Annotated in this window: 18 protein-coding genes and 1 other RNA gene; 8 read left to right on the top strand and 11 right to left on the bottom strand. The window is 59.5% G+C overall.

All coding sequences use genetic code 11. From position 1 onward, the window contains the following. Window positions 1-178: 178 nt before the first annotated feature. Window positions 179-1,108 carry a tRNA (adenosine(37)-N6)-dimethylallyltransferase MiaA gene (miaA, locus tag F550_RS0115595; protein WP_018149515.1) on the bottom strand — a complete coding sequence of 310 codons (930 nt, stop codon included), beginning with the start codon at window positions 1,106-1,108 and terminating at the stop codon, window positions 179-181. A gap of 51 nt (window positions 1,109-1,159) precedes the next feature. On the opposite strand from miaA, the gene serB reads away from it, so the two are divergent. Further along, the gene (gene serB, locus F550_RS18115; protein WP_018149514.1) at window positions 1,160-2,089 is read left to right on the top strand and encodes a phosphoserine phosphatase SerB; all 930 of its coding nucleotides are present in this window, start codon (window positions 1,160-1,162) and stop codon (window positions 2,087-2,089) included. A 6-nt stretch (window positions 2,090-2,095) separates the two neighbouring features. On the opposite strand, the gene F550_RS0115585 is transcribed toward serB, so the two are convergent. Then, window positions 2,096-2,947 carry a prephenate dehydratase gene (locus tag F550_RS0115585; protein ID WP_018149513.1) on the bottom strand — a complete coding sequence of 284 codons (852 nt, stop codon included), beginning with the start codon at window positions 2,945-2,947 and terminating at the stop codon, window positions 2,096-2,098. A gap of 238 nt (window positions 2,948-3,185) precedes the next feature. Between F550_RS0115585 and F550_RS18110 the strand changes: the two genes are divergently transcribed. Next, window positions 3,186-4,025, top strand: coding sequence for a c-type cytochrome (locus F550_RS18110; RefSeq protein WP_018149512.1), 840 nt, complete (start codon window positions 3,186-3,188; stop codon window positions 4,023-4,025). Window positions 4,026-4,049: 24 nt separating this feature from the next. On the opposite strand, the gene F550_RS0115575 is transcribed toward F550_RS18110, so the two are convergent. The 6 genes from F550_RS0115575 to hflK form a co-directional block, all read right to left on the bottom strand. Next, complete coding sequence (locus F550_RS0115575; RefSeq protein ID WP_156807965.1) at window positions 4,050-4,910, bottom strand: C40 family peptidase; 861 nt, start codon at window positions 4,908-4,910, stop codon at window positions 4,050-4,052. 13 nt (window positions 4,911-4,923) lie between these two features. Then, entirely contained in the window at window positions 4,924-5,313 is a 390-nt protein-coding gene (locus F550_RS18105; RefSeq protein WP_018149510.1) for a MarR family winged helix-turn-helix transcriptional regulator, read from the bottom strand. Window positions 5,314-5,424: 111 nt separating this feature from the next. Continuing rightward, a complete protein-coding gene (locus F550_RS0115565; protein WP_026180831.1) occupies window positions 5,425-6,891 on the bottom strand; it encodes a Do family serine endopeptidase in 1,467 nt (488 codons plus the stop codon). 72 nt (window positions 6,892-6,963) lie between these two features. Further along, the gene (locus F550_RS0115560; protein WP_018149508.1) at window positions 6,964-7,161 is read right to left on the bottom strand and encodes a DUF2065 domain-containing protein; all 198 of its coding nucleotides are present in this window, start codon (window positions 7,159-7,161) and stop codon (window positions 6,964-6,966) included. Between the two features lie 39 nt (window positions 7,162-7,200). Further along, entirely contained in the window at window positions 7,201-8,097 is an 897-nt protein-coding gene (gene hflC, locus F550_RS0115555; protein ID WP_018149507.1) for a protease modulator HflC, read from the bottom strand. Window positions 8,098-8,100: 3 nt separating this feature from the next. Then, on the bottom strand, window positions 8,101-9,249 hold the full coding sequence (gene hflK / locus F550_RS0115550; protein ID WP_018149506.1) for an FtsH protease activity modulator HflK: 1,149 nt from the start codon (window positions 9,247-9,249) through the stop codon (window positions 8,101-8,103). A 90-nt stretch (window positions 9,250-9,339) separates the two neighbouring features. Between hflK and F550_RS0115545 the strand changes: the two genes are divergently transcribed. Further along, window positions 9,340-10,521, top strand: a complete 1,182-nt coding sequence (locus F550_RS0115545; protein ID WP_018149505.1) for an Mrp/NBP35 family ATP-binding protein — start codon at window positions 9,340-9,342, stop codon at window positions 10,519-10,521. Here the strand turns inward: F550_RS0115545 and F550_RS0115540 are convergent. Both F550_RS0115540 and F550_RS0115535 read right to left on the bottom strand, forming a co-directional pair. After that, a complete protein-coding gene (locus F550_RS0115540; protein ID WP_018149504.1) occupies window positions 10,518-11,426 on the bottom strand; it encodes an SMP-30/gluconolactonase/LRE family protein in 909 nt (302 codons plus the stop codon). The genes F550_RS0115545 and F550_RS0115540 overlap by 4 nt on opposite strands. 106 nt (window positions 11,427-11,532) lie before the next feature. Further along, window positions 11,533-12,075, bottom strand: coding sequence for a dihydrofolate reductase (locus tag F550_RS0115535; protein ID WP_018149503.1), 543 nt, complete (start codon window positions 12,073-12,075; stop codon window positions 11,533-11,535). A 123-nt stretch (window positions 12,076-12,198) separates the two neighbouring features. Between F550_RS0115535 and F550_RS0115530 the strand changes: the two genes are divergently transcribed. Then, a complete protein-coding gene (locus F550_RS0115530; protein WP_199285749.1) occupies window positions 12,199-12,903 on the top strand; it encodes a VUT family protein in 705 nt (234 codons plus the stop codon). A 76-nt stretch (window positions 12,904-12,979) separates the two neighbouring features. Then, window positions 12,980-13,765, top strand: a complete 786-nt coding sequence (locus F550_RS0115525; protein WP_018149501.1) for an SDR family oxidoreductase — start codon at window positions 12,980-12,982, stop codon at window positions 13,763-13,765. 100 nt (window positions 13,766-13,865) lie between these two features. On the opposite strand, the gene F550_RS0115520 is transcribed toward F550_RS0115525, so the two are convergent. Continuing rightward, window positions 13,866-14,660 carry a thymidylate synthase gene (locus tag F550_RS0115520; RefSeq protein WP_018149500.1) on the bottom strand — a complete coding sequence of 265 codons (795 nt, stop codon included), beginning with the start codon at window positions 14,658-14,660 and terminating at the stop codon, window positions 13,866-13,868. Window positions 14,661-14,880: 220 nt separating this feature from the next. On the opposite strand from F550_RS0115520, the gene F550_RS0115515 reads away from it, so the two are divergent. From F550_RS0115515 to ssrA, 3 genes are all read left to right on the top strand, one after another. Next, complete coding sequence (locus tag F550_RS0115515) at window positions 14,881-16,332, top strand: TadE/TadG family type IV pilus assembly protein (protein ID WP_018149499.1); 1,452 nt, start codon at window positions 14,881-14,883, stop codon at window positions 16,330-16,332. A gap of 122 nt (window positions 16,333-16,454) precedes the next feature. After that, window positions 16,455-17,714, top strand: a complete 1,260-nt coding sequence (locus F550_RS0115510) for a vWA domain-containing protein (RefSeq protein WP_018149498.1) — start codon at window positions 16,455-16,457, stop codon at window positions 17,712-17,714. Next, window positions 17,715-18,071, top strand: a transfer-messenger RNA (tmRNA) gene (ssrA, locus tag F550_RS19025). It begins immediately after the preceding gene. The last annotated feature ends 45 nt before the right edge of the window (window positions 18,072-18,116 follow it).

The raw sequence follows: 18,116 nt of genomic DNA, 5'->3' as shown, positions 1-18,116 counted from the left end.
TCTATCCTCGGGCGCATCAGGGATTTACCCAAAAGAAAAGGGCCCCCTTGGAGACCCTTCCATGCGCAACCCGCGCCAGCATCTGATGATGCCGGTCACGGGCTGATAAGTACGACGACCTTCTGATTGCGCAAAACTGTTTCCTCACTGTGCTAATGCGGCAATAACGTGCCTCAGCCTAGCGGTCAACCTCCCGGTAAAGGGCAGAAATCACCCGCATCCGCGTTTTGGTCTCTCCCGACGGGATTCGCGGCCAGAACGGAAACTGGCGTCCGATCCAGGTAAACTGGCGCTTGGCATAGCGGCGGGTATCGCGCTTGGCGTTCTCTGCGGCTGTGGCAGAATCGATTTCGCCGCGGATAAAAGCGGTCAGCCATGGCATGCCGTGCGCCTTCATGGCAGGAAGGTCCGGATCGATGCCGAGCGCCTGCAGCTGGCGCGCCTCTTCCATCGCCCCCTCCATCAGCATGCCTTCGAAGCGCCGGTCGATGCGGGCGTAAAGCTTGGCGCGCGGCGGGGTAAGGGCAACGCCTAGCCATTCATCAGGATTGAGCACCTGATTGGTCTTGTGAGTCTGGAAACTGGTGAGTGATCGCCCGGTCGCGAGCCAGACTTCGTAGGCGCGGGTCAGGCGCTGGCGATCATTGTCATCGATACGCGCGGCCGCTTCGGGGTCGACGACCTGAAGCCGGATCTTGAGGCCGCGCACGCCCTCTGCCTTGGCGATGTCCAGCACTTCGTGGCGGGTTTCTTCCGGCACGGGCGGGATGTCAGACAGCCCTTCGGTCAGCGCCAGCAGGTAAAGTCCTGTGCCACCGACCACGACTGCCGTCTTGTCGCGCTTCTGGATGTCTTCGATGACCGTGCGGGCCTGCTCCAGCCACTGGCCGGTCGAGAAACGCGTATAGACGGGCACATGGCCAAACAGGTGATGGGGAACGCCTTCCATTTCTTCTTCGGACGGCCGGGCTGAAATGACCTTCAGCCTGTCATAGACCTGCATCGAATCGGCATTCACAATCTCGCCATCATACTTGCGGGCAACGCTTATGGAGAGCGCCGTTTTACCGCTTGCAGTTGGACCATGGATCAGGATTGCGGGTTTCATGCGTTTAGACGTAAGGACTTTGAACGTGGACGTTAAGTAAGGACCGCCGATATGGACAGAAAAACAACGGACTTCTCCCATGTGGCGATTATCGTTGCACGTGCCGACAAGAGCCTGCAACACATTGGCGACAGGCTGGAAAAGACATTGGAGCAAGTCGAGAGCGGCGCGCGCGGCCCTGTCCGCATGCTGAGCGGTTCGCGAGACTTCTCCGCGATCGAGCAGGCCGGCAATTTCGCAGACCCGGCAAAGGTCCGCAGCGCGGTCGAAACCGCCTTTGAGGGCGATGCTGATATCTGCGTGACCCCGACCGGAAACCGGCGCAAGAAACTCCTGATCTGCGACATGGATTCCACCGTCATCCAGCAGGAATGCCTCGATGAACTTGCAGACTTTGCGGGGCTGAAAGCCAAGATCGCCGCCATCACGGAGCGGGCGATGAGGGGCGAACTGGAATTTGAATCAGCCCTTAGAGAGCGCGTCGGAATGCTGAACGGGCTCGACCTGTCGCAGCTGGAACGCTGCTTCCGTGAGCGCATCACGCTGACACCGGGCGTCGAAACGCTGGTCGCCACGATGAAAGCGAACGGCGCACATGCCATGCTGGTCTCGGGCGGCTTCACCTTCTTCACCTCCCGCATCGCAAAGGCGGCTGGCTTCGACAGCGACCGCGGCAATACGCTGCTTGATGACGGCAACACCCTCACCGGCAAGGTGGATGAGCCGATCCTCGGACGGGAGGCAAAGCTTACCGCGCTTCGCGAAGGCGCGTCACAACATGGCCTGTCGGACGCAGATGCCCTCGCCATGGGGGACGGCGCCAACGACCTCGCCATGATCGAAGCGGCGGGTCTCGGTGTCGCCTACCGCGCCAAGCCCGTCGTTGCCGCAGCCTCAGACTGCGCGATCACGGTCACCGACCTGACCGCCGCGCTCTATTTTCAGGGTTACACCGACACCGAAATCGTCTGGAAGCATTAGGCGCGCCTATCTGTGACGATACCGCTCGGCGTTCGCCGGGAAGACACCCATGATCTTCAGCGAGCTTGAGAAGAAACCAAGCTCTTCCAGCGCGAGCTGCACACGGCGCTCGTCCGGATGCCCCTCGATCTCTGCATAGAACTGGGTGGCGGTAAACGAGCCGTCGATCTGATAGCTCTCAAGCTTGGTCATGTTGACGCCATTGGTCGCAAACCCGCCCATCGCCTTGTAAAGCGCGGCGGGAATGTTGCGCACCTGAAAGAGGAAGGACGTCACCGCGCCCTCACCGACATCCTCATGCTCAAGCGGTTCCGGCGCCATGATAACGAAGCGGGTCGTATTGTGCTCCGCGTCCTCGATGTCGCGCGCCAGGATATCGAGTCCGTAAACCTCTGCGGCGAGCGCAGGCGCGATTGCGGCGGTGGCGCGCTCATCCAGGTCACGAACCACACGGGCAGCGCCCGCGGTATCGGCCGCAACGATGGGCTCGATGCCATGCTCGCGCAGGAAGGCCCGGCACTGGCCAAGCGCCATGACATGCGAGTGGGCCTGTTTGACTTCAGAAAGGTTCACACCCGGCAGCGCCATCAACTGAAAACGAATCGGCATGAAATGCTCTGCGATAATATGCAGGCTCGTGCCCGGCAGGAGGTGGTGGATATCGCCCACGCGCCCGGCAATTGTGTTCTCGACCGGGATCATCGCCAGATCGGCATCGCCGCGCTCGACCATGGTGAGCACGTCCTCGAACGTCTTGCAGGCGATAGGCTCCATCTCTGGATAGGTGGCGTTGCATGCAATGTGGGAATTGGCGCCCGGTTCACCCTGATAGGCAATACGGCCCTGTCGCGTGTCCATGAGTTATATCCTCGTCCAACCTGCAGCATGTGGTAGAAATAGCGGCTTGCCATGCGTGAGCAGAGGGCTTTTGGCAAGCCCTGGCCCGGTTGACGCCGCGCCTGCCGCTTGCAGCCCCTGCGCCCTTTCGCCGCTGTATCCCCCCGCGCATCCTGCTTCGCATCCGCTTATATTGCCTCTGACTCGATAGCGTGTCAGAAGGCGCGCAAAGACTGATACAGACATAAGGATGATCCCTATGGGCGATCTCTTCTGGAATAAGACATTCGGCGCAATCCTCGCTGTTGTTCTGGGCGTCATGGCCCTTCAGACGCTTTCGGATATGGCTTTCTCTTCCGGAGAAGGCGGCCATCACGGTGAGGAAGACGAGAGCCTCAATGAGTGGGCGCAGAGCCGTTTCTCATATTATACCGAGATCGCCGAAACCGGCGGCGCAGGCGGGGAAGAAGAAGAGGTCTATGACCTCGGCGCCCTTCTCGCAGCCGCTGATCCGTCATCCGGTGAGCGCGCCTTCAAGGCCAAATGCTCCACCTGTCACACGATTGATCAGGGCGGCGGGAATGGCACAGGCCCGAACCTTCACGCGATCATCGGCGAGAGCCATGCGCATGCAGCAGGCTTCGGTTATTCCTCCGCGATGCAGGCGACGTCCGGCGAGACGTGGACATATGAGAGCATGGACAACTGGCTGGAAAACCCGTCATCCTATATCCGTGGCACGTCCATGGCGTTTGCGGGTCTTCGCCGCGATGACGAGCGCGCCGACGTGATCGCTTATCTGGCATCCAACACACCAGGTGCCGCTCCCTTCCCCGAGCCACTTCCAGAAGAGACAGCAGGCGAAGAAGGCGAGGCAGCTGAAGGCATGGACGGTGAGGACACATCGGGCGAGGCAGTCGAGACGACGCTTGATTCCGAAACCGTTGAAGATGCGCCAACTGAGGCAACGGGCGTGATCGAAACCCAGGACGTGGTGACTGATCGCGACTCAGAGGCCGAAGGCAATGTCAGCGAAGTCGAGCTTGCCCCGGATTCGGCTCTTTCCGAAGAGAACGATGCGGGCAGTGATACGGACTAGTCCGAAGAGGACGAAGCAGTAGGGCTAAGGCTTTCTGCCAGCCGCGAGCCACTCTGGTGTGGCGGCCCTCTCTTTCAGGATATCGATACGGCGGGCCCCAATGGGCTCGCCGTATTCTTTTGCGATCCTCGGAATCGCCGTCAGCAAGGGCTCCTGCGCCACAGCCATGTGATAGCCATTCGAATGAAGCAGCGTGCTCTCATCCAGCATGATGCCGACATGGCCCTTCCAGAAAACAAGATCGTTTCTCTGTAGTGTGCCTGGCCCATTCCAGTCGTCCACCGGCTCCCCGCACCAGGCAACCTGCATATCGCTGTCTCTTGGCAGGCGCACGCCGCACGCTGAGAAGGCCGCCCGCGTCAGGCCGGTACAGTCGAGGCCAAGGCTCTCGCATCCGCCCCAGAGATAGGGCGTGTTAAGAAACCGGGTCGCAACATCAGCCGGGTCGTCTTCGACGATATCGAGCGCAACGACATGGCTGGACGTGACCCATCCACCACGCGTCGTTTTCAGAAACCCTCGGTCCTCATCAACGACCGTCAGTAAACTGCCCATGGAGATCAGGCCGTAAGGCGCTGACTTCAGATGCGGCTGCGAATAGGCATAGGTACGAAGCGCGGACACTTTGTGCGTCGGCTCTGAAACAGGAGCCGAAAACGTATCCATCAGGGCCCAGCCGACATAGCGATCGCGGTCCATCTGGAAAAGACCAAACTCTCCGTCTTCCTTGAACAGCGTGGCTGTCTCACCGTGCAAGGCCTGCGTCACCATCTCGGCGTCGGGGCGCGCGCTATCTCGTAGCGCAGCAACGCCGGCGCTCACCTGCATGCGCAGGCCAGCACCACGCTTTGGGGGTGTCAGGCGGAGGTCATCAAATTCAGGCACACTGCCTCCTTGATCAGGCAGCGACATCCTTGTCCAGCCCCGCATCGCTCGCAACTGGGCGGCGCTCTTCGCCTGCCTCGGCTGCGATGACGAGCTCAGCGAATTCGCGAAGCCAGGTCATGCCTTCAACGGTGCGTTCTATAATAACACTGCGAAGGTCATGTTCGTCGCGGCGGCGGCGTACAAAACCGGCTTTTTCAAGAGCATCAAGGGCACGTGTCACGGCTGGTTTGGCAAGATCGAGGTCGCTCGCAAGCCCGCGCACGGTGTGCGGCCCGGCTGACAGGGCAACGGTCATCAGGATGGCCTGTTGGCGGACCGTCAGATCACCGTCGGAGGTGCGCACATAGGATGACAGGGCGCGGCGCCAAAGGTTGAGGGCGTCTCTTTCAGTCATCGCCATTGTACATACTCCTGACTACAAGCCTGATCCCCCAATCCCCAAAATTGATAAAAGTATGATTTGCAAACGGCGTAAAGCCACAGTCGGCGCAACACATGGCCTGTCGTTTGACTAGCGCTCGGTCTCGATGGTGAAGAACATGGTCTGCCCGGACCGGCTCACCCGCACCAGTAGCGGCTCTCCCGGCGGGGCATTTGCAGGCTCGAGCGCGTTATATGCATCCTGAAGCGAGGTGACGCGCTCAAATCCCATCTCGGTGATGACGTCGCCCTTGCGCAGCTTGCCGAAACTCGGCCCGCTCGCCGCAACAGAGTTCACGAGAACCCCCGAAACACCGCGCGCAATACCATAGCGGCGCCGGGCATCATCATCGATCGATTTCAGTTCGGCCCCGAGCGGGTTCTGGGCCAGCGCGTTTTCAGGCAGTGGCTCGCGCGTCTCGGACTCATTGTTCGAGGCAAGCTCTCCAACCTCAAACTGCACTGTGCGGCGTTTGCGGTCGCGGATCAGGTCGACGCGGACGCGCTTGCCGATCCTTGTATCGGCGACGATGCGCGTCAGGCCGCGAACATTTTCGATCATCTCGCCGTCGAAGGTGAGCAGCAGATCGCCGACTTCAAAATCAGCAGAGGCTGCGGGCCCATCCTCATCTATCGAGGTAACGATCACGCCATTGGCGTCCTGCAGACCGTAGGCGCCCGCAAGGCCTTCATCGATGCCCTGCACATTGACGCCAAACCAGCCACGGCGCGGCTTGCCAAATTCGATGATCTGTCCCGATACCTGTTTGACGAGATTGGCCGGAATGGAGAAACCGAGACCAACAGACCCACCGGTTGGCGAGATAATGGCGGTGTTCACGCCGATGACTTCGCCATTGAGATTGAATAGCGGCCCGCCCGAATTGCCGCGGTTGATGGCGGCGTCGGTCTGGATGAAATCATCATAGCGGCCGGACTGGATATCGCGGTTGCGAGCAGAGATAATGCCTGCCGATACAGACCCGCCAAAACCGAACGGGTTGCCGATCGCCATCACCCAGTCGCCAACCTCGGCTGCGTCGCTGTCAGCAAATTCCACGAATGGCAGAGGGGTGTCGCTCTCGACGCGCAGCACGGCAATGTCGGTCTCGATATCGGTCCCGACCAGCTCTGCCTGAAGCGTGCGCCCGGAGGCGAAGACCACATTGATCTCGTCTGCATTCTCGATGACGTGATTATTGGTAATGATGACGCCGTCATCAGAAACGACGAAACCCGACCCGAGTGAGCCTTCACGGCGGAAGCCGTCGGGGTCACGTCCAAAGAATTCATTGAAACGTTCCAGCGGAGAGCCGTCCGGAAATTCCGGCATGCCCTCTGGCGCGACAGTCTGGCTCGTCGTGATATTGACGACGGACGGCATGAGGCGGCGGGCCAGCGCCGAAAACGAGTCCGGCGCGCGCTGCTGGTCGATTTCGCTGACCGTGTCGGAGAGAGAGCCCTGGCTGGCAGGCTGCGACCGTTGCGCACTGGCGGGGCCCGCCAGGAGGGCGGCGCCAGCAAGCCCGGCAAGGGCCGACATCGCAACACGTCTCATACTCTTGTACTCCATCACACGCGTCTTTTCGTATCCCAGAACTAAGGCGGTTCGCAGGCAGAACGCAACGCGTCAACCAAACCGTACGGCGACATAGAACAGGATAAGTCCCAATATGGCCGACCAGATACCGCCGCTGCGCACCGCGTCGAGCGGCAACGCGGAAAGCCATGCCGCCATTCTGCGCATCGTATCTGGCGCGGCGGCATACAGAATGCCTTCAAGCGCAAACCATAGACCGATGGCCGCAATCAGGACCTGCCAGGTCATGGCAGGTCCTGAAAACTGAAGCAGCTATCGGCGGGCACCCTAACGGCGAGAGCCGCTCTGGCGGGCCTGGTCGATAAAGTCATTGCAAATCCCAAGCTGGTTGGGTCCGACGACGATACGCGTGTTTTCGGTGAAGGCTTGCTCACAGGCGATTAGCGAGCGGTAAAAGCGGAAGAATTCAGCATCACGCTCATAGGCCTCGGCGTAGATTTCGTTCCGGAGCGCATCACCCGCACCGCGAATTTCCTCGGACTCCCGGCGCGCATCGGCCAGGATCACCGTCCGTTCGCGTTCGGCCGTGGCCCGCACCAGCTGGGCACGCTCGTCACCCTCGGCACGAATTTCCTCGGCTTGTTGCCCCCGCGTAGCTTCCATACGCTGGAAGACACGCTCGGACACGTCATCCGGAAGGTCTGCGCGGCGGATACGCACATCGATGATCTCGATACCCCGGCCCGCAATATTGCTCGCGAGATTTTGACGGATTTCGTCCATCAGTTCCGAACGCTGACCGGAGATAATTTCTTCGGGCAGACGCGAGGCAAGCGCGTTGCGGATTGCCGCATTGGTGAAGTTGCTTAGCTGGCTGCGCGCGTCGCGCTCATTGTTGAGGCGCTGGTAGAAAGCCAGTGGATCAGAGATCTGCCAGCGGACAAACGCGTCGACGATCAGCTGCTCCTGATTGGAGGCGTAGGCTTCGATGCCAGGCACATTGAGCCCAAGGTTGCGCCGGTCGTACATGACGACGTTCTGGAAAAGCGGGATTTTGAGTTTGAGCCCCGCCTCATCAGATCCCGGCTCGTTATAGGCTTCAACTGCTCGGCCAACCTGCAGGAGTAGCGCCTGCTTGCGCTGGTCGACGATGAAGAACGAATTGAACAGGACAATGGCAGCCAGGACGACCGCGACGATCCCAAGAATTCCGATGGGTTTCATGGCCTAGTTCTCCTGATTTCTGCGATTGACGCTATCCAGCGGCAGATAGGGGACAGCTCCTGACTCATTGTCCAGGATCAGCTTGTCGCTCCGGTTCAGCACCCGTTCCATTGATTCAAGGTACATCCGCTCACGCGTGACCTGCGGTGCCGCCTGATACTCGGCAAGGATCTGTTTGAAGCGGTTGGCCTGACCGGTCGCATCGGCGATCACCTGTTCACGATAGGCTTCGGCATCCTGCAGGATCTGCTGGGCCTCACCACGTGCACGCGGAATGATGTCGTTGGCATAACGGTTGGCGTCCTGCACAGCGCGTTCGGCGTCCTGACCGGCGTTCACAACGTCGATAAAGGCCGCACGCACTTCGGCCGGGGCCTGAGCTTCCTGGATTTCCACGTTGAGGATCTGTGCACCCGCGCGATAGTCCTGAAGCAGGGCCTGAAGCTGCTCGCGCACTTGCGTCTGCAGCTCGTTACGGCCCGTGGTGATGACATCATCGAGATTGGATTTGCCAACCACTTCGCGCATCACGCTTTCCGCGGCCGCTTTGACGAGATCCTCGCCGTCCTCGACGTTGAGGATGAAGTTCTCAGGATCTTCCTGATCATAGTACCAGAAGACGCGGTACTGAACGTCGACGATATTCTCGTCACCGGTCAGCATCAGGCGTTCTTCTTCATTGGCACCGATCTGCGTGACCTGTTGTTGCTGCGAGGGCATGAGCTCATGCGTCTCGATCGGGGTCGGCAGGTGCACATGAAGACCCGGTCCGTAATTCTTCTGCCACTCTCCAAAGCGGAACACAGCTGCGGTCTCGCCTTCGTCGACGACAACTACGCCGCTAAAGAGCCAGGCAAGAAGTGCGACAAAGCCCAGGACGATAAAGCCGAGCGGGCCGAAGTTCTGGCCACCACCGCGGCCGCCACCGCCGCCATTTCCACCGCGTCCGCGGCGAAAGCGTTCCTGCATGCGACGCATCTGTTCTTCGAGGTCAGGGCGATTTCCACCGCCACCACCGCCGCCAGATCCGTTCCCGCCGCCTGATCCGCCGGGGCGAGACCAGGGCGAATCGGGCTTTTTGCCTTGGGATCCCCATGGGTTGTTAGTCCCCTTGGACGATCCCTCACCGTCCTTGTTGTCATTCCAGGGCATTGCCCCTCCTTCACGACTGTCCGTCTATGGCCATATAGGCGTTGCGAGAATATGTGCACTCTAGGCACCGCGCATCAAGGAGTAGCCCGCATGTTTCGACGTAAACAGCGACAATCTGGCAGTCTCGAACAGCGGATCCGGGACGCGCTTGGCAATCCCGGCTGGCTGCAGGGGATCCGAATTCGCGATGGCGGCGTGGTAACGCTGGTCCTCGACGGCGACCCGGACGACCTTGCCGCATCCGAAACCCGCCGCATCGAAGCTGAGGCCCGCGCGATGAATGTCGACGGCGTCAGCGACGTGCGCGCCATGCTGACAGCAGAGCGCGCTCCAGGCAGTACGCCGCCGACCAGCCAGCCGCCGCACCCGTCGCCGCCCAAGCCCGGTCACAGACGCGTCAGCAAGGGCGCCCGCCTCTCCGATGAGGCCCTCAGCCAGGGCCAGCCGGGCGAAAACCAGACCGACAGGATCCCCGGCATCTCCCGCATCCTTGTTGTCGCCAGCGCCAAGGGCGGCGTCGGCAAATCGACTGTCGCCGTCAATCTGGCCGCCGCCTTTGCCAAGCTTGGCCTCAAGACAGGTCTTCTGGACGCGGATATCTACGGCCCGAGCGCGCCGACCATGCTGGGCACGACCGATGCCTCACCTGAAACCGATGCAAACGGAAAGCTCATTCCCGTCGAGGCGCACGGCATCCGGTCCCTGTCGATCGGGTATCTGTCAGACCCGGACGCACCGATGATCTGGCGCGGTCCCATTGTCATGTCCGCGATCACGCAGATGTTGAACGATGCAGCCTGGGGCACGCCCGATGATCCGCTGGACCTGCTCATCATCGACACCCCGCCAGGCACCGGCGACGCGCAGCTTGCCATCGCCCAGAAAATTCCCGTCACGGCCGCCCTTCTCGTAACCACACCGCAGGAGGTCGCGCTATCAGACGTCCGGCGCGGGGCCGCCATGTTCGCAAAAACGGCCGTTCCCGTCCTCGGCATTGTCGAGACAATGAGCTGGTTCGAAGACCCTGCCGGCAACCGTCATCACCTGATGGGCGAAGGCGGCGGCCAGAAGATCGCCGAGGCCCTCGGCCTGCCGCTGCTGGGCCAGCTGCCGATCCTGAACGATATTCGCGAAGGTGGCGACACAGGCCGACCAGCTGCCATCGGCGACGGGCCCGCTGCTGCGCTTTTCCATGAATTATCGAAATCCGTGGCGCTCAATCTGGATAGTCTCCAGACGAAAGCCCCGCCAAAGATTATCTTTGAGGATTAGGCGTTGAAGTTCAGCTTCAGGCCTGCTTCAGGCCAGCGGCATTTGATGAGCTGACCTGTGCCGGACAGCGTCACATAGGCGTCCTTCATGTCCTCGCCGCCAAAGGCGATATTGGTGACGAAGGGATCAGGGAACGCGATGTGAGAATGATTGCCGTCTGGCTGCACCGTGGTGATACCGCCCTGCAGGATGGTCGCGACACAGACATTCCCGGCGGCAGATATGGCAAGGCTATCGAAATAGCGAAGGTCAGGCATACCAGCCACAACGCGGCCCGTTGAGAAGGGTGAGGCCTGTTTCGCGACACCCGGGCTCTCAAGATCAAAGGCCCACACGCGCGCCGTCATCGTGTCGGCGAAATAGACCGTTTTCTCATCCGGCGAGAGGCCGATCCCGTTTGGCGAGATGTGGTTATAGTCAAGCTCCTGCACCTTGTCCGAGCCGGCCGCCATGAAATAGACGCCGCCCGTGTCGCGGTGGGTCGGATAGGATTTGCCAAGATCGGTAAAATAGAGATTCCCGGCCTTGTCGAAAACAAGATCATTCGGGCCCTTGAGCGCGCGCCCGTCGCATTCGGTCGCGATGACGTCGACCTTGCCTGTCTTGAGGTCGATCCGCTCAATCCGGCCCCCTGAATAGTCGGGCGGGCAATGACCGGGGATCAGCAGGCCGTCGCGCTCATGATAGACGAAGCCGCCATTATTGGTACACCAGAGCTTGCCGTCAGGCCCGATCGCAAGACCGTTCGGCCCCCCGCCCGGCTCAGCCACCGTCTCGCGCTTGCCGTCCGGCCAGCAGCGGGTGATTTTCTTGCTTTCAATCTCGACGACGATGATCGAGCCGTCAGACATGACGACGGGCCCTTCCGGAAACCGGAGGCCATCTGCAATCACTTCATAGTCCATGGCGCTTCTCCCACATTCTTGGTCTGATGGGGATGAAGAGTGTCGCGCAGACGAAGGCTCTTCAAGCCAGTCCGTCGCGGAAAGCCCGGGCCTGAAGGCGGTCGGGCTATCTCCGGCTATCTACACCGTCGAGGATGCGCTCGAGTATACGATACGTGAACGGGTATTCGTTGCGCTCATCAGCCGGGTAAGCCGTGGAACCCGCTTCGAGGAAATCATTGTCTGCAATCGGCGGGAAAAAGACGTCGCCATCTATGTCGGCGTCGACCTCGGTTATGTAGAGGCGTTCTGTCAGCGGCATGGCTCGCTCAAAGAGGCTCTGACCGCCAATAATGAAAATCTCATCGACGCCGCTTTTCTGGGCGATCGCCCGCCCGGCCGCGATCGCGGCGTTGATGTTGGAATAGACGCGTGCGCCAGGCGCGGCATAATCCCAATGACGGGTCAGCACGATATTCTGGCGGTCAGGCAACGGCTTGCGCGGAAGGCTTTCCCACGTCTTGCGGCCCATGATGATCGGCTTCCCAAGCGTCGCCTGCTTAAAGAGCCGGAGATCGTCTGCAAGCCTCCACGGCAAGGTACCGTCCTTGCCGATCGACCCGTTGCGTGCACGGGCGACGATCATTGAGAGCTTCACCTCGGTGTTCATGCAGACTTTCCTCTTGCATTCCTCGCGCGCTTTGCGACGGTCAAGTGCGGCGAGCTGCCGTCTTTACTAGGCGTGATGCCTCAATCAATGCTGCGCCTGCGTAAGGAGCTGTTGTTTCTACTGATGCCGGATTTCTGGAATGCCTTCATATCGGCGCTGACAAACCAGCAACCGGACCTCAAATATACTGTGTTGCTGGGTCTGGCTATTACAACGGCCATCATCTGGATTGCCAATGGCCGATTCTGGGCATTTGTTTACTTCGCCACCATTCCGTTTCTGAACTGGTCCTTCGGCGTGGTTGGCAGCATCACGCTACTCGACCCGGGTACGACATTTGCCCAAGGCATAGAGATCCATCCTTTGACAGTCGTCACCGGGCTTGTCTTCGTTTTCCGCGACTTTGTGCAGCGCCGCATGGGCCACAAAGTCCTAATCGTCATGGCCCTCGCAATCGCATGGTCCTTCTTCTACGCTTGGCCTGTCATCGCGCTGGCATCGGGTCTTGCGTTTGCCATTTCCGAGATCGTCGACTGGCTCATCTTCACGCTGACCAAATACCGGCTGTCGACCCGTATTCTCCTCTCCAGCGCCATCGCAGCCCCGGTGGACACGACCATCTTCCTATATGGCGCCGACCTGGCGCGACAGATGCAGCTTGGTGAAGAGCCCGGCAACATGCTCCATCTTGCAAACTGGGTCGTATTCATCATCGGCAAGATGGTCGGCGCGGCGATCATTTCCTACTGGATCCGCAAGCGGGAAAATCAGGGCAAGATCGATCCTTATGACGATGGCAAGATGAACGCAGCGCTCGCCCAGAGCTGACCCAGCGGCATCCTTTCCCGGCCTCGCACGACTGCCTAGAACAGGCGCATCGAACGATAAGGGAGAGGATTAACTCATGAAACTTGGTGCAGACACACCTGCCGTCGTCACAGGCGGCGCATCGGGCCTCGGGCGCGCAACGGCTGAGGCCCTCGCGGCGCACGGCGTAAAGGTCGCGATTTTCGACATTCAGGAAGAAAAAGGCGAAGAAGTCGCAAAATCCATTGGCGGCATCTTCTGCAATGTGAACATCCTGGACGAGGCCTCGTGCGAGGCCGGTTTTGCCAAGGCGCGCGAGGCCCATGGCCAGGAACGCGTCACCGTTCATTGCGCGATGACCTCAGGCCGCGGCAAGACGCTCTCCTTCGACAAGGAGACCATGAAGTACAAGCGCACGCCGACCGAACAGTATGATCGCGGCGCGCAGGGCATCCTCGTTTCATCCTATCGCATCGGCTCGATGTCGGCGCTCGGCATGGCGAACTCCGAACCACTCAATGATGACGGCGAGCGCGGATCGATCACGCTCACCGCATCAGTTGCCGCTCAGGATGCCCAGATCGGCCAGGTCATCTATGGCTCCTGCAAGGCCGGCGTGAACGGTCTGGTCCTGCCAATGGCACGCGACATGATGGACATCGGCATTCGCGTGAACTCGATCATGCCAGGCATTTTCGCAACGCCGCTGATGCTGGGCGCGCCGGAGAAAGTACTCGAAAGCCTCGCGGCTTCGGTGCCTTTCCCCAAACGCCTTGGCAAACCGGAAGAGTTCGGGTCGCTGGCCGTGGAAATCGCCCGTAACACCTATCTCAACGGCCACAATTTCCGTCTTGATGGCTCGATCCGCATGGCACCGCGCTAAGACGTTTGCGGTTACGAAAAGCCTTCCAACGTCATCCCGGCTTTCCTTGCGGTCGGCCGGGATGACGTCGAATTGAATTTTGGGTCTAACGGGACCGGCCCTAGACTGCGACGGGTGCCTTGATGTGCTTGTGGGCTTCATAGCCGACCAGCTCGAAATCCTCATATTCCCATGAGAAGAGATCGGTCTTCTCAGGGTTCAGGATCATCTTCGGCGGCGGCAGCGGCTCCCGGCTCAGCTGAAGTTTCGTCTGCTCGATATGGTTCGAGTAAAGATGCGCGTCCCCGAATGTGTGCACGAACTCACCGGGTTTGAGGCCTGTCGCGCGCGCCATCATCATGGTTAGCAGCGCGTAGGACGCGATATTGAACGGCACGCCGAGGAAGATATCGGCAGAGCGCTGATAAAGCTGGCAGGACAGTTTGCCGTCGGCGACGAAAAACTGGAACAGACAATGGCAGGGCGGCAGCGCCATCTCGTTCACGTCGGCCGGGTTCCACGCCGAGACGACCAGACGCCGGGAGTTCGGATTGGTCTTTATCTCGTTCAGCACCCATTCGATCTGGTCGATCATGCGGCCATCCGGCGCCGCCCATGAGCGCCATTGCTTGCCATAGACGGGGCCAAGGTCGCCATTCTCGTCGGCCCACTCATCCCAGATCGAAACGCCGTTTTCCTTCAGATAAGCGATGTTCGTATCGCCTTTCAGGAACCACAGAAGCTCAACGATGATCGAGCGCAGATGCAGCTTTTTCGTCGTCAGAAGCGGAAAACTATCCGCAAGGTCGAACCGCAACTGACGTCCGAAGACACCGAGTGTACCGGTGCCGGTCCGGTCACCGCGTTCGACGCCGTTTTCGAGCACATCGGAAAGCAGATTGAGATACTGGCGCATGCCAATATGCAATGACGACTCGCACGCCTGAGTCCAGTCCCACCCCTCACTTATCCCCATCATTCCCATTTGCGGCGGGGCTTCTCTTCGCATTTGCGGTGAAGTCTTAACAAGACATCTATGGGCATCATCAAATCTGGTCGCTGATCGAAGCCTCGTTTCAATGCGCAGGCGCTAAAGAGCAAGGCTGAACCGAAGTATTCGTGCCGGGGGCACTTAAATGCGACTAAGCCAAGTACAGAAATTTCGCCGGGACAGCCGCGGCAATGTTGCGGTCATCTGGGCGTTTGCGCTGCTGCCGCTCCTGGCCGTTGTTGGCCTCACCCTCGATTCCCAGATTGCGTTCGGCAAGAAGGATCGTGTTCAGCACGCCCTCGACTCGGCAGTTCTGGCAGGCGCGCGCATGCTGCAATCCTCGAACTCGAAGGGACAGGGCAGCACCCATGCTGAGACCTACTTCAATTCGCTTATCGCTAATAATTCCGGGCTGAACTGCGACCCGGTGGTGATTTCCTATCCGGACGACGAGGAAATCCAGGCAGACGTCAAATGCTACCAGGCGACAACGATGAGCGGCGTCCTCGGACGCTCAGAGCTCGAATTCAATGTCACCTCGACGGCGACGTATGGCGTCGGCAAGCTCGACGTCGCCTTCGTCTTCGATATCTCAGGCTCTATGAACTCCTATGGCCGGATTGCCGACTTGCGTGACGCGGCATCCGATGCGGCAACAACGCTGCTGCCCCTGCCCGGATCCTCCAGCGACGGTGACGTCAGGATCGCGATGGTCGCCTATAACAGCATGATCGATGCAGGGAATTTCTTCGAAAATGTCACAGGCATGAAGAAGAACCGCACTTATACAGCGAGTTATACGGATCGGGTCGAAGAGTGCGGGTATGTCTGCCGATTCTGGTGGGGGTCATACTGCCTGAGCTGGCGGAATGAATGCCAGTGGGTGGACAAGGAGATGACGGCGACCAAGTCGGTCAGCTCCACCTGCGTCTATGAGCGTGACGGTAGTCAGAAGTTCACGGACTTTCAGCCAACCCAGCGTAAAACGGTCGATCTCGTCGACACTCTGCCAGCCGGTCAGAAGCGTGCGACAACGATAACCCACAACGTTGACGGTTTCCTGTCCACCGCCTACGCGGAATACAATTCCGGCAACAAGAGCTGGAACGTCATCGGCGACGATTGCCGGAGCATCAAACCGTTCGAACTCAGCGACAATGCGACACAAATCAATCACTACATCAACAGCCTCAACGCTGGTGGCGGCACGGCTGGTCACCAGGGTATTGCCTGGGGCTGGTACCTGATTTCGCCAGAATGGAGTGATGTTTTCGACAACAGCGCCGAGCCGCTGCCCTACAACGAACCCAGCACGACCAAAGCCATGATCATCATGACGGATGGTGAGTTTCTGAACCAGCTTTATTCAGGTCAGGGCAATTCCACCGAACAGGCGAAAGCGCTGTGCGACTCCATCAAGGCAGAGGATGTTGTTATCTTCACGATCGCCTTTCAGGCCCCAACATCCGGCGAGGAGGTGCTGAGCTATTGTGCATCGAGCGGCGAACATGCCTTCAAGGCCACCAATGGCGCTGAGCTGACGGCAAGCTATCAGTCGATCGCGACATCAATCTCGGACCTCAGGATCAAGAGATAGGCGGTCCTCGCGGTTAACCGCCAGCTTCCAGCGCTCGTACATTTTACCTTAAAGGCGCAAGCCCGTCGTAAGCTCGATCCGTCACATTGCCGATGATCGCAATTCATTCGGTACCAATCTTGATGTGGCCTGAAAACGCAAAGAAGCTGACCGCGAACCGCGATGGCCAGACGGCGATCCTCTTTGCGCTATCGGTCTTTCCGATCCTTCTCATCTCGGGCTTCGCGATTGATTTCCAGGTCCTGACCACCAACAAGTCGAAGGTGCAGAGCAGCATCGATTCAGCTGTGATCGCCGGAACGCGCGCCTACCAGGATGGCGCCAGTACGTCTGGCGTTGAAGCCGTCGTGCAAAATTATTTCTCAGCCCTCATCGCAAATAACCGTTTCCCAATCGCCTGCACGCGGCCCGCAGTCCTCATCAATGAGACAGCGGTCGAAGCCACCACAGACTGCGTCATGGACACCTATCTCGCCAAAATCGCCAATATCAACACGTTCGAGTTCGGTATCGAGACGGCGGCCGCCTATGGCATCGGTAAGGTCGATGTCGCCTTCGTGTTCGATGTGTCTGGATCGATGGACGGTCAACGCATGATCGACCTGAAAGCAGCCGCACGCGACGCGGTCGATACCCTGCTGGTCGAAGAGCCAAAGCCCGGCCATGAGGACGATATCCGCATCTCTATGGTCGCCTATAATGGCGCCTTCAATGCGGACCCCTATTTCGAAGCGGCGACGGGCTCGTCCAGTGAGCAAAGCGTCAATTATTACTATAGTGGCAGGTGGTACACCTACAACTACGACTCCACCTGCGTGTTTGAGCGCGAGGGCGGGCAGGCCTTTACCGATGCGGCCCCGGGTCCTGGTCAGTATATCGAGAAGGCAGATGCCTCGCGCAGGGATGATTGCAGCGACGCTGAGCCGCTGCCGCTCACGAGCACCCGCCAACCCCTTTACGATTACATCACGGCGCTGGACGCGGAGGGCAATACCGCAGGTCATCTTGGTGTTGCCTGGGGCTGGTATACGATCTCTCCGGCCTGGGCCTCTGTCTTTCCGGGCACATCCGCGCCGCTATCCTATGAAGAACCCGATAGCGCCAAGGCCCTGATCCTGATGACAGACGGGGCCTTCAACACGGTTGGCGACAGCGCGAACGGCAATTCGACCTGGCAGGCAAAACAACTCTGCGACGGCGCAAAGGCGGCGGGCATACGTATCTATTCCGTCGCGTTTCAGGCCCCGGACGCAGGCCGCGACGTGCTGCAATACTGCTCCAGCGGGTCGGATTTTTTCTTCAGGCCGGAAAATGGCCAGCAGCTTCAGGATGCTTACCAGTCCATTGCCAGCTCCATTTCCGACCTGCGGATCACACTCTAACCCCTTTCATCGTCGCACTAGCTGGCCTATATCTAGGGCGTCCCTTCGAGGACTATGGCGATAAACGCGCGTGCAATAAGCGGTTCGGACCCGGGGGCGGTACCCGGCGCCTCCACCAATTTCCCTTCCTTCAGCGGGACGGTTTTGGGGGCGAAACAGGATCGACGGACGTGTAAAGACGATGCTTTCGCCCGGATGAGCTCCGTTAGAAGCTCACTCAACAATAGTTGCTAATGACAACTTTGCTGAAGGCGAACTGCTCGCAGCCTAGTCTGCGCTCGGTTTACCGAACTTAACTCCTAGGGCTTCAGCGCCTTAGGCGGGGCCCGGAGGCGCCTGGCAACAGAAGCCTCCACCTTCTCCCTTTCATCGCAATAATGGACCTTCGTGCGGAACACCGGG

The organism is Henriciella marina DSM 19595, assembly GCF_000376805.1.
GTDB classification, from domain to species: domain Bacteria; phylum Pseudomonadota; class Alphaproteobacteria; order Caulobacterales; family Hyphomonadaceae; genus Henriciella; species Henriciella marina.
The sequence above is the reverse complement of the archived record's forward strand: the minus strand, read 5'-3'. Positions and strand labels throughout refer to the sequence as shown.